The organism is Alloscardovia venturai (assembly GCF_042676605.1).
GTDB lineage: Bacteria > Actinomycetota > Actinomycetes > Actinomycetales > Bifidobacteriaceae > Alloscardovia > Alloscardovia venturai.
In genome coordinates, this window is sequence record NZ_JBHTHQ010000013.1 from 52,090 (window position 1) to 67,021 (window position 14,932).

A 14,932-nucleotide genomic window follows, 5' to 3' on the forward strand; every position below is an offset into this window, starting at 1 on the left:
ATAGTTTGTATACTATGAGGACCTTTTCGTAATGTTTACGCTTTTTGTGCATTGTGGCATTGGGAAGAGCTCAATATCGTTGGAATTGAGAATGAAAGTAATGAGATAAAAGCAGTAAATGAAGCAGTTAGCGTACGTTAATGACGTACGTGGCGAGTATAATAACACATGGTACCGGCGCCTTATATAGGGCGCCTTATTTGTATGCAAAGGTAGAAGATGGCTGAGAATAATTCAAATAAGCCTTTCCAGATGCCTGGTTCAGGCAAGTATATGCGTCCGGGCATTGACGACCGTCCTGATTTGGATGACGCTTTTGACGATAATCAGATGCAGGCAATCAATCGTTTGGCGATGCCTATGACGACAGAACGCATTGAGGAACAACACAGTATTGAGGATGCAGATCTTCAGGTAGCACGCATGAGCGCAGAGTCAGGTGCTGCGGCGGTAGCTGCTGTCGCTACAGAGGTGCCGGGAACGGCTTCTGCATTCCTTGATATGCGTGATCCTATGGTATCTGCTGATGGACATCGTCCGACGATGGCGGAAATTTGGCGTCTTGCTATCGGTTTCACTTTGGGCGCGATTTTGGGAGCAATCCCATGGCTGGCAATGAATTCCGTCCTCTTGCCGGAGCTATTGCTCAAAATTGACCCGGCAGCGAAAGATGCGATGGTTGCGACTATTAGCTCTGCAGGTGCTATCGTTGCGCTCTTTGCAAACCTTATCTTTGGAACTTTCTCTGACCTGACGCGCTCGCGTTTCGGTCGCCGTACGCCGTGGATTGTTAGCGGTGGCATAGTCGCAGGTGCTGCAGTGATGCTCATTGCTACTGCATCTAATGCGTGGGTAGTCGTCGTACTGATGTGTATTGCTCAGCTCGGTTATAACATGATGCTCGCGCCATTCGTTGCGACCATGTCCGACCGAGTTCCAGATAAGTTCCGTGGAACTGTCTCAGCATTTTATGGCGCGGGTATCACGGCTGGTCAGACTTTGGGAACTCTTATCGGTTCGCGCATTACAAACACTGTCCAGGGTTTCATTATTTCGGGTGTTATCTTTGCTGTACTTGGCATTATCATCGTTTTCTTATGGCCTCGCGAGAAGAGCAGCAAGAATATGCCACGTGAAGACTTCAGCATAGCGATGATACTAAACTCGTTCCGCCCGCCGCACAATGCTCCAGATTTCTATCTGGCTCTCGTGGGACGTACTTTGATGATGTCTGGCTACTTTATGATTTCGAGCTACCAGCTTTATATCGTACAGTTCTACATTTTCCGCAACGATGCTCATGCCGGACAGAATGCTAAAACAGTCATCGCTATCATGTCTACCATTACCCTGGTCGTGTCTATGATTGCAGCATTTGTATCTGGGCCGGTGGCGGACTTCATCGGTAAGCGCAAGCTTCCTGTTGCGTTGGCGTCGGTGCTTTTCGCAATTGGCGCGGCGATGCCGTGGATTTTCCATAATGCGACGGGTATGTATCTCTTCGCGGCAGTGGCTGGCTTCGGCTATGGTGTCTATAACGCTATCGATCAGGCGCTGAATGTGGCAATTCTGCCAAACCCTGAAGAGGCAGGCAAGGATCTTGGTATTTTGAATCTTGCAAATACTATTTGTACAGTCCTTGGCTCGGTCCTTACAGCAGGTATCTTCATGCTCTTCCACAGCTACGCGTTGGTCTTCCCGGTATGTATCGTCGTGGTGCTTGCGGCTGCATTTATCATCATGCAGATTAAGAGCGTGGACTAGAGACTTATGTGGGAGCTTGGGGGATTCGTGTTTCAGTGCGGTTTCCTAAACGTGCTCCCACATTATGGTCATCCAGCTCGAAGATACGTTGAGCTTTGTAAGATAGCACACAGGTAAAGGACAAAATCCTTTCTTCCAATTGAAGAATTTAATCAGCAAACACGCAGATTATGCGCGATGTTACGATGTTACAAGGAGCGCCACATGGCAGCACAGATTTGGTATGAAAAGGATGCAGATCTCTCCGTACTCGACGGTAAGAAGGTTGCAATTATCGGTTATGGTTCTCAGGGCCATGCACACGCATTGAACTTGCGTGATTCCGGTGTAGACGTCGTTGTAGGTCTTCGTCCAACTTCTAAGTCCGTTGAATTTGCTAAAGAGCAGGGTCTTGAAGTTAAGTCTGTGCCAGAAGCAACTGCAGAAGCCGATATCGTTATGATTTTGGCTCCAGACCAGTACCAGCGCACCATCTTTGCAAACGATATCGAGCCAAACCTCAAGCCTGGTGCAGCTCTCGCATTTGCACATGGTTTCAATATCCATTACGGATATATCAAGCCAACCGAAGACCACCCAGTATTCATGGTGGCTCCAAAGGGACCTGGTCACATTGTGCGCCGTCAGTACACTGAAGGTCGTGGTGTGCCAGTCGTTGTCGCAGTTGAGCAGGATCCTCGTGGCGATGCTTGGGACATCACCCTCGCATATGCAAAGGCTCTCGGCGCTCTTCGCGCAGGCGCTATTAAGACTACCTTCAAGGAAGAAACTGAGACTGACCTCTTTGGCGAGCAGAATGTTCTTATGGGCGGCGTAAATAAGCTCGTTGAGATGGGCTTTGAAGTCTTGACCGATGCAGGCTACCAGCCAGAAATTGCGTACTTCGAGGTATGCCACGAGCTCAAGATGCTCGTAGATCTCATGAACGAAGGTGGCTTGAACAAGGCTCGCTGGTCCTGCTCTGACACTGCTCAGTACGGTGACTACACCTGCACCGTTATCAACGAAGAAACTCGCAAGCGCATGGAGTACCAGCTCAAGCGCATTCAGGACGGTTCCTTCGCGAAAGAATTCATCGACGATCAGGATGCTGGCGCTCCTCACTTCAAGGAACTCCAGGAGAAGTACTCCAACGTGCGTATCGAGACCGTTGGGCCGAAGCTTCGCGCAATGTTCTCGTGGAACAAGGACGGCGTTGCTGATGCTGATGAGGGTCAGTCCTTCAACGGTAAGATTGCTCGTACGCAGGTGCAGGAGTAGTCTTAAGGCTACTTTGAGCAAGTAGATATTATGCATTGACGGGACGATCGTTGTGGTCGTCCCGTTTTTCGTCTCGCATTGATTGTGATTTTCTTTGCGAGACGTTAATTTTTTAGTAGCTACGCAGTGGCTACGAACAGAGGGAGTTGCTCGCTTTTTGTGCAGGTTGGCTCTTGTTGCGTTTTACTCTTTAGACCTTTATCGTCGTCGTTAGTGTGCTTTTATTGTATTTTGTGCAACTTGGTTAGTTTTATTTTCGCGCTTTGGCTTCACTATGAAATTGTGTTGAAGAAAAATGTTTCAACTTGCACAAAACTGTGTAAAGTCTCGAAACAACGGTAAGGTTACCACGCCGAGTACATGTTTTTTCTGTATTTTGTGCAAGTTGGTCACTTTGTATTTCCTGTTTTGGCTTCATGAAGGAATTTTGACGTATAAAAAATGACCAACCTGCACAAAACTGTGCAAAGTCAGTCTTTGTAAACTCGTATAAGCCTGTATATGCCAAATGAGTTACTGAAATTCCATTGAGATAGTCGTATCAAAATCTCGACTAGCGCTAGCTACTCATGGGACTCTTCGCTACCCTCTTAATGAAGCAATCTACCGTAATAATCTGCTCTCTCATCACAATAATCCAGCTTTAAGCTTCGCGCAGTATCGTCTCCATAATGGTCTCTTGTGGCTTCATACCCATAGCCTCGTAAAATGCCCGCGCATTGGTATTGAGTTCCCACACACCGAGAGTGATGTTGTAGTAGCCGCGCTGCGTCGCCCATTCTTGCGCAAACTCAAGTAGAGACCGCCCGACTCCCATACCGCGCGCGTCTTCATCAACGCACAAATCATCAATGTAAAGAGTTTTTATGGGTTGGAATAATGCATCCTCACCATCATGTGAATGGTCTTGAGTTTCACAAAACATATGACCGAGCAATGAAGAAGAGAGAGCGGTTTCATCAGGAGAAGCTGAATGCGCTACTGCCACGAAAACTGGGTCGTCTAGTCTTTCCAAGCGATGTTCAAGATCTGCCTGAGTGTATTTCGTAGTTATGCGAAAGAGATCTGGTCGCCCATGAGCGTGGATGAGGTTAACTTGGCGAAGAAGCTCAAGGAGAGATGGAATGTCTTCTTTTCGTGCGCGACGAATTTCGACATCAGAATGCGATTTGCGTGATTCGTGTGGTTTGTGCGAATTGTATGGCTCGCACAAACCATGAGACGGAGTCGAGTGCCCAGGCAGGTATTGAGGAGAATAAGTCATAATCCAAGCATACCCACGATGCGATGTTATCTCATGAGTTAAACTGTAATTCGAACATTTAAAGGATAAAAGAGGACAATGGCTGATAGGCATAGTAGGCAAGGCAATCAAGATAATCACAGTTTACAGTCTGACTTGAAGACCGTAGATCATTTAGACCAGCATAATCAGATGGAACGCGGCTTGAAGAATCGCCACGTTCAGTTCATCGCAATTGGTGGGACTATTGGAACGGGTCTGTTCCTTGGTTCGGGAGAGTCGATTGCTCTGACAGGGCCGTCAATTGTTTTCGTCTACATCGCTGTCGGATTATTCATGTTCATTCTTATGCGTGCCATCGGCGAGCTGATGTATCGTGATCCAAGTCAGCATACGTTCATTAGCTTCATTACGAGGTATGTTTCGCCGGCATGGGGACGATTTGCTGGATGGTCATACTGGATTGTGCTCATATTGATTGGCATGACGGAGATTGCTGCTGTCTCGACGTATTTCGTGAGTTTCTTTGGCACCTTTGGGATTGACCTCAACTCATGGAAATGGCTTATTGAACTCGTATTCTTGGTGGGGCTGACGGCCATTAACCTTATCGCGGTCAAGGTTTTCGGAGAGACTGAGTTTTGGTTTTCTATGATTAAAATCACGCTTATCGTGGGGCTCATCGTCACTGCGATAGTTATGGTTATCATTAATTATCATTACTCTGCTCAGACAATTAATGGAGTACACACAGCTGCAGGACATGCGAGTGTGATGAATATCGTAGATAATTTCCAGATTGCGCCTCGCGGGTGGAAGAGCTTGCTTATGGCTTTCCCGATGGTTTTCTTTGCTTACGAAATGATTGAGTTCGTCGGTGTGACAGTGTCTGAGACAGAGAACCCGCGCGAGATTATGCCGAAGGCAATTAACCAAATTATCTATCGTGTGCTCATTTTCTACGTAGGCGCGCTGGTGGCGATTATGGCGATTGTCCCGTGGCGTAGTTTCGTCCCAGATTCTGAGGGCAACTACGCATCTCCGTTTATCATGGTGTTCCGCTATGCAGGTGTGGATTGGGCGGCAGCGCTTGTATTCTTCGTTGTCCTCACTGCCGCATCGTCTGCGCTCAATTCTCTTCTATACTCTGCAGGACGCCATTTGTATCAGTTAGCTGAGGATGCGCCTGCCTCTGCCCCGTTGAATAGGTGGGGTCTTGGGGAAGTTTCTAAGCATAAAGTGCCTGCGCGTGCCATCATTATTTCTGCTGTAATGATTGTTCTTTCGCCTATCGTGAGCTTGATTCCAGCGATTAAGTCAGCATTTACACTGTTTTCTTCGGCCTCATCTGCGGTCATTATCTTTATTTATGTGCTGGTCCTTATCGCACACTACCGATACCGCAAGAGCCCCGACTTTGTAGAAGATGGATTCTTGCTCAAAGGCTATAAGTTCTTTGACACGGTAGGTATCATCTTCTTCCTCTTCATTTACATATCGCTTTTTGCCTCACAAGACCGCATTATTCCAGCAATTGCAGGAGTCGTGTGGCTCGTGCTCTTTGGAGGGTATTGCTTGTGGAGGCATCGCAACGATAAAGCAACGAAAACAATCGGAGCATAAAATCACGATTCATGATATCAAGGAGAGACCTTTTATCTCGTGAAAAATTCGCCCGGCCAGTCTACGGATTGCTGGGCGTTTTTCATATCACTCATGCGCGCGCATTGCCAACCGTGCGGTGCAGCGCTCACTAACTGATCTGGCGAACTAACAAAAAGGGCAGTGGACAGTATGTCTGCCCATGCTGTGGGGAAGCGTGTAGCAGCAGTGGGCATGAGAGACCAGCTGGCTAAGACCGTGTGTACGCTCTGTCCTGTGAGTCCATCAAGGAGATGATGTACCTCTTCATGGGTGTCCGCCGTTGTCCAATGGCGACGATTTGGAGCTGAAGCGCAGAGCGCACTCGGCTCGGTGACGTGGACGACACCTACTGCTTGCGACGTGTCATAAGGATTTTCCAAAGCAATGGTGAGCTCTTCTGTAGTGTATATGTCTCCTCCGGCATTGATAGTGAAGTTATCCACATTTTGCACGAGAATGTCTGCCATAAGATCGACGAGAAATCCCTTTCCTGCAGCTCCGAAGTCAAGATGTGCAGGGCGTCGGAAATGGAGCGTCGCCCCCGTATGCCAAACATCCGTGCCCCATTGACTTGAGCGATGGCTTGAATACTGGCTTGAAGAAGCGTGCGTACTGTTGTAAGACTGTCCGTACCCTAAACGTATAAGCGCATCGGCGATAGTTGGTGTAACTTTACCGGAGGTGGCTTGGAAAAGAGCATCATAGAGGTCAAATAAATCCGCTGCATATGAAGGAAAACTAATCTCAAAAGGTCCACCGTCTATATCATGCGCTGCCGCAGTGTTAATAAGGCTGTCAGAACGAAAACGCGAAAATGTGGATTCGAAATCTTCGATGAGTGTCGAGAGTTGCCCAAAAAGTGCAGGGAAACGAGAAAAGTCTGAACGTTGAGAGCTTACGATAATGCCAGTACCCACGGCTTGCGGAAAGAGAAGTGTAAACACAGACGGATCTGACGTAACCATACTCGTACTTTACACGAGATTACATGAGATATTAAGAAAAAACTCTTTACATTTTCTGAAATTCCTTTAGTCTTGAAATGTGCGTTATGCACAAAATTATGTGAGAAGTTAACGAATTATAGAAGACAAGGACAATACCTAGGATGAGCCGAAAGACTTACCTCTACACTCAGAGTGCACGAAAAACTGCACTTATTGGGCTTGCCCTCCTTGGTTTTCTTCTCTTTTCCTTCTCGCTCGTCTTAAACTCTTATGCGAACGGCGCTGAAAGTATGCAGAATACGCGCAGCGCGCAGAGCCGTAGCGCAGACGCTGTGACTGCACGGTCATGGAGTGAAGTGGCGTCTTCTTTAGCGAAGAATCTTGATGCCGGTGTGAGCGCTTTGGATTCTCAGGATTCTCACGATGTAGCAACAGCTGCTGCATCTTTTCAGCGTGCGTACAACGTGGACTATATCGCTTCTAATATGGCAGTCGTTATAAAGCAGTATATCTCGGAGGACAGCGCGCAGCAGATTCAAAATGAGCTACTCTCATTGACGACGGACGTTTATTCGCAGTCGAAGAAGAGTACAATTTCCAGTCGAGTAAAAACGCTCAAGGAGACTCTCACAGGTTTTGCGGCACAGCTCGATGCGACGCAAGGATTGAAAAATCCACGCGACTATGCGGCAGAACGCATTGCTCAGACTCAAGCTGAACGTAAAAAATTAGATGCGTCAAAGACTCGTAAAAATACTGGTCGTGGCTCTCGCTCGTGGAGTGAGATTGCTGATGAAATGACAGGAATTCTTGACAAAGCGCAGAAAGCGGCTACGAGTGAGGGCAATGACTCTCAAGGGTCCGACCTTGTCAACAACGCTTACTACCAGTATTACGAAAAGCTAGGCTTTGAAAAAACTGTCATGAGTGCGATTTCTGGCGCCCGCGTATCTGAGGTGGAAAACCAGTTCAAAGAGACTCGCAAGTCCATGATTAACGGCAAGCCAGATGCCATAGTGGTCAAGAATGTTGCAACGTTGAAAAAGATGCTTGTCGCCGATGCAAAAATTTTGGACAACGGTGCAGTATCTCATGTCAATCCTTTTATCTCTTTCGTCACGTCTACTTTCGGGCAAGCATTTATCATTCTGCTACGTGAAGGAGTGGAAGCTATCCTCGTCGTAGCGGCAATTATCTCGTACCTTGCAAAGACACGAGCAACAAAGATGCTGAAATTTGTCTATGTAGGTGCGGGACTAGGACTTGTGGCATCGGGCATTATGGCAGTGCTGCTCATGTTTGTTTACACGGCAGCACAAGGCGCAGGACAGGAGCTGTTCGAGGGAGTTACCGCTCTCATTGCGATGATTATGCTTCTCTTTACATCTAATTGGATGCTATGCAAGACAGGGAATAAAGCGTGGGTCGGATTCATCAACGATAAAGCCCAGCAAAGTATATCGCGGGGAAGTGTATTCTCTCTAGCTCTTCTTGCATTTCTTGCAGTTTTCCGTGAGGGTGCAGAAACGGTGATTTTCTACCAGGCGTTGGCGTCTATGGTGACTGGCACAGATTTCTCTCCGTTGTGGTGGGGAGCGGGTGCTGCAGTAGTGGCTCTCATTGTCATCTTCTTGCTGTTCCGCCTCACTACGATGAAGATTCCGTATAAGGAATTCTTTGCGGTGATGAGCATTATCATGGCAGTCATGGTTGTCGTCTTTGCTGGTTCAGGACTCCATGAACTCATTGAGGCAGATGTGATAAATGGTACGTATATATCCACATGGCCGACAAATGATTTCTTAGGAATCTATCCATATGTGCAAACCGTAGTATTCCAAATTGTTGTAGCAGTTATCGTCATAGCACTTTTGACGATAACTGCGATACGGACTGCGGCACGAGCACGGCGCAAACGTCATCTGGCGGAGCAGCCTAACCGAGTGAGTCAAACGAGTCAGCAGAATCAACCGTAAAGATTGCTAGAAATTTTCCCTCATAAGCATAAAGCGAATATAAAACCTCACAAACACTCTAGAGAAAGTGAACACTATGAAGAAGTGGAAATCAATGACCGCAGCAGCTGCTCTCATCGTTACTGCAGCACTGAGCTTAGCAGCATGCGCTCCGGCATCGAGTAGTTCCTCCAAGTCCGCGAATTCTTCGTCGACATCATCGAACTCAGCAAATTCGACAAAGTCTGGGTCTAACTCATCGTCGAGCAAAGGCTTCGAGGAGTTTCCTATCGGCACAGACCAGGAAGCTGGACCGTTAAATGTAGCAATGGTCTACTTCCAGCCGGTGGATATGGAACCAGCAGGTATGGGTCTTTCTGCCGCGGAGTCGAGTTTCCATCTCGAAGCAGACATTCACGCATTGAAAAACAATAATCTCGGATATGCAACGGGCGAGTACGTACCAGACTTAACTGTTTCCTACGAAATCATCGATAAGAATTCAGGCGAAACAGCTACTTCCGGCACCTTCATGCAGATGAACGCCGCGGACGGTCCTCACTACGGAGCAAACGTCAAGCTCGACAAAGCTGGCTCCTACACCCTCAAGTTGTCGATTGCCTCACCGGTAGAGAAGGGCTGGGCGCTGCATGTCGACAAGGAGACAGGTGTAAAGGGCACGTTCTGGACTAAGCCACTTAAAGTGAAGTTTGACTGGAACTATACGCCTATGCAGTGGTAGCCTTCGTCACAACGATAGTGAGACTTCATTATGCTTGAACAATTCGTTTCTGCGCTTCCGGGCTCTTTTGCACCGATTGTACTTACTGTCGTCGTAGGCGCAGTGTGCAAACCTGACGATGAGCGATATCATCGCACGTCGCGTTTGTGGAGAATTGGCGGAGTGGTTATCGGCTTGATAGGGGCGATAGTGTTTGCAGCCTTGCGCGCTACGGGGGAGCTTACACAACGCACGATTGTCAATGTGCCGACTCTTATCGCATGCCTTATCTGTGATGGAGCGCTGGTTGTTCTCTTTGCAGTGGCTGCATGGAAGAATGGTCAGAATCGCGATGACCGCGCTACTCAAGATACTCGGCGAGGCGTGCAAATCGACGTGCGTAACGCTGTTTTTGCAGTTGCTTTAGCAGTGACGTACTTTCGTGCTTTCCCTGACGTTATTTTGCGCGTGACGAGTTTTGTGCAGGCGGGAGAGTCTTTCTTCACCTCTGACATGCTGATGCGCGCATTAGGGTTTGCTTTGGGAATTGGCACAAGCGTTGTCATAGCGGCTATTTTCTCTACGATGACGTCGAGCGTATCGTCTCGTATCTTTGCGGTAACGGGTATTGCGCTCGTACTTCTCATCGCCGCACAGCACATTATTGACATTACGCAGATTTTGTATAGCACTGGTGTCATTATTTTGTTCCCTGCGACTTTCGCACTTCTGGCGTGGGGGCTGAATCATACTTTAACTATCGTTATCGCGCAGGCGGCAGTCTTTATCATTCCTGTGATTGCGAGCATCATCGTCGGATGGAAGACTGCTCTTGTAGGAGAAAACTTGGCAATCGTCCGATCTCGTCGAGCGATGAAACGTCGCTCTTATGTGACTGCTGTTTTCGGGCTTGTCTCTATGCTCGCCATGGGGTATGCGCTCACATATGGGGTAGCGGCTACGCATGAAGAAATCGCTGAACTTAAAGCGGAAAGCTATAGTGTAAAAAACGGATTTGCTCACATCAAACTTTCTCAAGTCTCAGATGGGCATTTGCATCGCTTTGAGTACACGGCGAAAGACGGTACAAAGATGAGTTTCCTTGCTATTAAAAAAGGTGGTGGATCGGTCGTCGTTGTACTCGACGCTTGCGAGAATTGTGGCGATGCGGGTTACTACGAAAAAGATGGAAAAGTTATCTGCAAGAAATGCGATGTTGCGATGAATGTGGCAACTATCGGATTTAAAGGTGGCTGTAATCCGATACCGCTTGACTTTACTAATAACGGCAAAACAGTGAGCGTGCGCACTGCTGATCTAGATGCGCAATCTCAGGTTTTCAGGCGTTAGAGTTCTAGGCGCCAGATAGGAAAGTACAGGAAAGTAAAGATGTTTTTCCTCCGCATGATTTCTCGCTCGCTAACGCAAGAATTACGCAAACGTTTACTCATGGGATTGACGATATTTCTTGCCGCCACCGTATCAACTGCTATGCTGGGCATTGTTTTTGACGTAGGAGATAAGCTCACGGATGAGCTGTCTACGTATGGCTCCAATATCACCGTACGCCCACAGTCTGATGCTGTTCTCTCGGACTTGTACGCATCTTCATCGACGTCGACGGCAAGCTCATCACAGTCGAATCCTACTCAGTTCATTAAAGAGTCTGACTTATCGAAGATTAAGACAATTTTTTGGGCATACAATATTTTGAATTTTGCTCCTCAGCTTAATGAGCACGTGACCGCCACTGTCAGCGCTCACGGCGCAGACAAAGAGCAAACAGCGCAGCACGTTCCAGTAGTTGGCACATGGTTTGCTAAGACTCTTAAACTCAACACTGGCGAAAAAACGGTGGTTGGTGTGCACACGATGCGGTCGTGGTGGAAGCTCAATGGTTCATGGGCAAGCGACGACGGTGCAGACTGCATGGTCGGCTCCACTTTCGCCAAGCAGTATCACGTTGCAGTGGGAGATTCTATTACGCTATCGTCTGATACTCCTCATGGTGGAATGAAGACATTGACCGTTAGCGGGATTTACATGTCGGGCGATGACGATGACAAGGCAATTTATACGTCGAGCGCAAACCTTCAAGCAGTGACAGATCTTGACGATAAAGTCAACTACGTTGAAGTCAAAGCGCTGACAACTCCCGAGAATGATTTGGCGCGCAAAGTGGAGAAAAGTCCTGATCAAGTCTCTCAAACAGAATGGGACACGTGGTACTGTACAGCATATCCAAGCTCTATCGCTTACCAGATTGAGGAAGTTTTGCCCGGTGCTGTAGCAAAGCAAGTACGTCAAGTTGCTGCTTTGCAAGGAAATGTTTTGCGCAAGACTCAAGCGATCATGATAGTGATGACAGTGTTGACACTGATTGCAGCTGCTATTGCTGTGGCGAATCTCATGGCTGCGGCTCTGTCTCAGCGGGGAAGCGAAATCGCATTACGCAAGGCAATTGGCGCAAAAAATAGTGAAGTTATGCGCTTTATCTTGGCTGAGACTGGGATAATTTGCGTGATAGGAGCGGTTATTGGTGCTCTAGCTGGCACGGGTGTGGCACAGGTTATCGGCATGAAAGTGTTCCATGCGGGAATTGTCATGCGGCCAATGGTCTTTGTGCTTGTCGCTGTATTAATCGTGCTGACTGTACTTGTGGCATCGATATCGGCTCTGCGTTCCATTCTCCACGTCAAGCCAGCGGAGGTGCTTCATGGAAGATAAGCAGCAGTTTACGGTTAAGGATTTGAGACGCCAGGAGCGCGCAAATCGTTCTATGTTCTGGACGATGATTCGCGGCGCTGTCTTTCGGCGTCGATCTCGTGCGGTTATGGCAGTTGTTGCTTCTCTTGTAGGGGCTGCGACACTCTTCACGCTGGCAATGGTATGTCTCGTCGTACCGCAGCAGATGACAGAGGAAATGCGTACGTACGGTGCAAATCTTGTCGTCACGAGCAACAAGACAGGAAGAACATCTCAGGGGATTGACCACAGCCTTGTCCAGCATACGACTGAGATGGTGACGGCGACTGGTTTTCGCGAGATTCATGCCACGTACCGTTATGAAACCGTTCGCATTAACTCCGCGTCCTATCAGATGGCGGGAATTGATAGCGCATCTGTAAAAGCGATGAATAAGTTCTGGGATGTGACAGGCGCCTGGCCGCAGAAGACGAACCACATCATGCTGGGTTCGGACATCGCTTCGAAACTGAGTGTCAAAGTGGGGCAGTCCATCACAGTGGGATACTCGACGAGCGGTAGTTCCATTCTCGACACGAATGGCACACGTATGCAGGTCGTCGGCATCGTGAGTACTGGCGGAAATGAAGACTCCATGGTTTATGCCACGCAGGATACACTTAACCAGTTGACCGGGCTGTCTCGTGGGGCAGACGTCATTGAGTACTCTTCTGCAGCAACGGGTGCGAATCTGACGAAGCTTGTGAACAATATTAACGATATGACATCTATGAACGTTACGGCACAAGCAGTGAGCAAGATTTCCACGGCTAATGCCAGCGTTATCACCATGCTGACGACGCTGTTTTGGATTATTTCTCTCGTCATCATTGCCTTAACCCTTGTGGGAGTATCGACGACGATGACGTCTATCGTGGCACAACGTCGCAACGAAATCGGTCTGCGCAAAGCCTTGGGTGCTTCTCGCACATCTATCGCACGAGAGTTTTACGTAGAATCGGCACTCTACGGAATAGTAGGCGGTGTGCTAGGTGTCGTAGTGGGCATTATTGTGTCGTGGATACTCATTAACGCTGTTTTTGCGCGAAATGCTGCACCAAACGTGTGGCTCATGTGCGGCTGCGTTGTAGCTTCTGCCTGTATCGCTGTCATAGCATCTGTTGTCCCTGTGCGAAAAGCCTCGCAGATTAATCCTGCTGTAGTTTTGCGAGAAGAGTAGAGATGAGTAGCACAGAAAATGAAAGTTCGAGGAGAAATTATGGCAGACAATAGTGAAGTTCTTCTGCACCTTGATCACGTGTCTAAGATTTATGGCGATCTCCACGCGCTTGACGATGTGAGTTTAACGGTGCCGCAAGGTCAGTGGCTCTCTATCGTAGGATCTTCTGGCTCCGGCAAAACGACGCTGATGAATATCATCGGATGTCTCGACTCTCCGAGCAAAGGTTCGGTGACTTTGCAGGGAAAGAATCTTGAAAACTTACGTGAACGAGAACTTGCTGATGTGCGTAAAAATGTCATTGGTCTCGTGTTCCAGAAGTTCTATCTTGTTCAGCATTTAACTGCTATCGAGAATGTGATGGCGGCGCAGTACTACCATTCAGTTGTTGATGGAGAGCAGGCAATGGATGCGCTCCGTCAGGTCGGTCTTGAGGAGCGAGCACACCACTTGCCACGCGAACTTTCTGGCGGTGAGCAGCAGCGTGTATGTATCGCTCGCGCGTTAATTAACTGCCCTGAAATCATCCTCGCAGATGAGCCGACAGGAAACCTCGACGAGGCAAACGAGCAAATCGTGCTCGACCTGTTCAAAAATTTGCATGAACAGGGTACGACCATCATCGTCGTCACTCATGACTCTACGGTAGCGGGACAAGCACAGCGCGAGATAATGCTCAACCACGGTAAACTCGTGGGGGAGCATTGGAATGACCTCGAAGCAAAGAAAGCTTTTGACGCGCTCGCAGCCACGAACTCACAGGTAGCTGCCTCGCTCGATACGGGCTTCGATGATCCTACGAAAAGCGCGAAGAGTACAATGTCACGTGACAAGGCTTAAGGAGGGATGATGAGTAATTCTGTCCTCGTCAACACTCAAGTTAGCACCCGAGTCAGCATGAGTGAGAAGACTCGACCAGCGGAAGCGACGATTGGTGTCAAAGCTGGAGCGCTCGCAGCTGTGACTGTCCTCGCCACGGGAACATTGCTTGCTGGGTGTGGTTCTCAATCTGCCCCTGCCGCGGGGAATAATACAGATCTTCAGAGCAACTCTACGCAATCAGACACGTCTACACATGATAAAGATTCCAGTTCTGCTCCTTCAAATACGATGAAGTTCCCTGCTGCATCACAGGATACAGGCACGTACAAGGATGGCACCTATCATGTCACTGGCGGGTATGGGATCAATGCAAAAAATCAGCTTTCTGTAGACCTCACAGTTTCGGACGGCAAGATTAGCGATGTGCGCGTAGAACCTGAGACAGATAACGCTATCTCTAAGAAATATGGCGAGAAGTTTGTACAGCAAATTCGCTCCGAAGTGGTAGGAAAAGATCTCAAAGGCATGAATGTGGATATTGTTGCTGGGGCGAGCTGGACTACGCAGGCGTTTAATCAGGCGCTGACGAACATCCGTGGTGAAGCGGCTGCGACTACAGAAACCTCAGGACAGTAAGAGTGAGATTCGTGA

12 protein-coding genes are annotated in these 14,932 nt (G+C 48.3%); 10 read left to right on the forward strand and 2 right to left on the reverse strand.

The genetic code is table 11. From position 1 onward, the window contains the following. Window positions 1-219: 219 nt before the first annotated feature. Complete coding sequence (locus ACFQY8_RS02800) at window positions 220-1,764, forward strand: MFS transporter (RefSeq protein ID WP_377938394.1); 1,545 nt, start codon at window positions 220-222, stop codon at window positions 1,762-1,764. A gap of 204 nt (window positions 1,765-1,968) precedes the next feature. Continuing rightward, a complete protein-coding gene (gene ilvC, locus ACFQY8_RS02805) occupies window positions 1,969-3,024 on the forward strand; it encodes a ketol-acid reductoisomerase (RefSeq protein ID WP_377938395.1) in 1,056 nt (351 codons plus the stop codon). 643 nt (window positions 3,025-3,667) lie between these two features. Here ilvC and ACFQY8_RS02810 read toward each other — a convergent pair. Further along, window positions 3,668-4,288 carry a GNAT family N-acetyltransferase gene (locus ACFQY8_RS02810; RefSeq protein WP_377938396.1) on the reverse strand — a complete coding sequence of 207 codons (621 nt, stop codon included), beginning with the start codon at window positions 4,286-4,288 and terminating at the stop codon, window positions 3,668-3,670. A gap of 78 nt (window positions 4,289-4,366) precedes the next feature. Here ACFQY8_RS02810 and ACFQY8_RS02815 point away from each other — a divergent pair, with 78 nt between their 5' ends. After that, a complete protein-coding gene (locus ACFQY8_RS02815) occupies window positions 4,367-5,890 on the forward strand; it encodes an amino acid permease (protein WP_377938397.1) in 1,524 nt (507 codons plus the stop codon). Window positions 5,891-5,922: 32 nt separating this feature from the next. Here the strand turns inward: ACFQY8_RS02815 and ACFQY8_RS02820 are convergent, their stop codons facing one another. Beyond that, entirely contained in the window at window positions 5,923-6,876 is a 954-nt protein-coding gene (locus ACFQY8_RS02820; protein ID WP_377938398.1) for an FAD:protein FMN transferase, read from the reverse strand. A gap of 143 nt (window positions 6,877-7,019) precedes the next feature. Here ACFQY8_RS02820 and ACFQY8_RS02825 point away from each other — a divergent pair, with 143 nt between their 5' ends. The 7 genes from ACFQY8_RS02825 (at window position 7,020) to ACFQY8_RS02855 (ending at window position 14,917) form a co-directional block, all read left to right on the forward strand. Then, the gene (locus tag ACFQY8_RS02825; RefSeq protein ID WP_377938399.1) at window positions 7,020-8,834 is read left to right on the forward strand and encodes an FTR1 family iron permease; all 1,815 of its coding nucleotides are present in this window, start codon (window positions 7,020-7,022) and stop codon (window positions 8,832-8,834) included. Between the two features lie 76 nt (window positions 8,835-8,910). Further along, complete coding sequence (locus ACFQY8_RS02830; RefSeq protein ID WP_377938400.1) at window positions 8,911-9,555, forward strand: iron transporter; 645 nt, start codon at window positions 8,911-8,913, stop codon at window positions 9,553-9,555. A 30-nt stretch (window positions 9,556-9,585) separates the two neighbouring features. After that, on the forward strand, window positions 9,586-10,884 hold the full coding sequence (locus tag ACFQY8_RS02835; RefSeq protein WP_377938401.1) for a Fe-S-containing protein: 1,299 nt from the start codon (window positions 9,586-9,588) through the stop codon (window positions 10,882-10,884). Window positions 10,885-10,923: 39 nt separating this feature from the next. Further along, entirely contained in the window at window positions 10,924-12,261 is a 1,338-nt protein-coding gene (locus ACFQY8_RS02840; RefSeq protein WP_377938402.1) for an ABC transporter permease, read from the forward strand. Further along, the gene (locus tag ACFQY8_RS02845; RefSeq protein WP_377938403.1) at window positions 12,251-13,459 is read left to right on the forward strand and encodes an ABC transporter permease; all 1,209 of its coding nucleotides are present in this window, start codon (window positions 12,251-12,253) and stop codon (window positions 13,457-13,459) included. Before ACFQY8_RS02840 ends, ACFQY8_RS02845 begins: the two co-directional genes overlap by 11 nt. A gap of 39 nt (window positions 13,460-13,498) precedes the next feature. Next, window positions 13,499-14,299 (forward strand): ABC transporter ATP-binding protein, encoded by an 801-nt coding sequence (locus tag ACFQY8_RS02850; RefSeq protein WP_377938404.1) that lies wholly within the window; start codon window positions 13,499-13,501, stop codon window positions 14,297-14,299. 9 nt (window positions 14,300-14,308) lie between these two features. After that, window positions 14,309-14,917: an FMN-binding protein gene (locus ACFQY8_RS02855; protein ID WP_377938405.1), complete on the forward strand. Its 609-nt coding sequence runs from the start codon at window positions 14,309-14,311 to the stop codon at window positions 14,915-14,917. Window positions 14,918-14,932 lie beyond the last annotated feature (15 nt).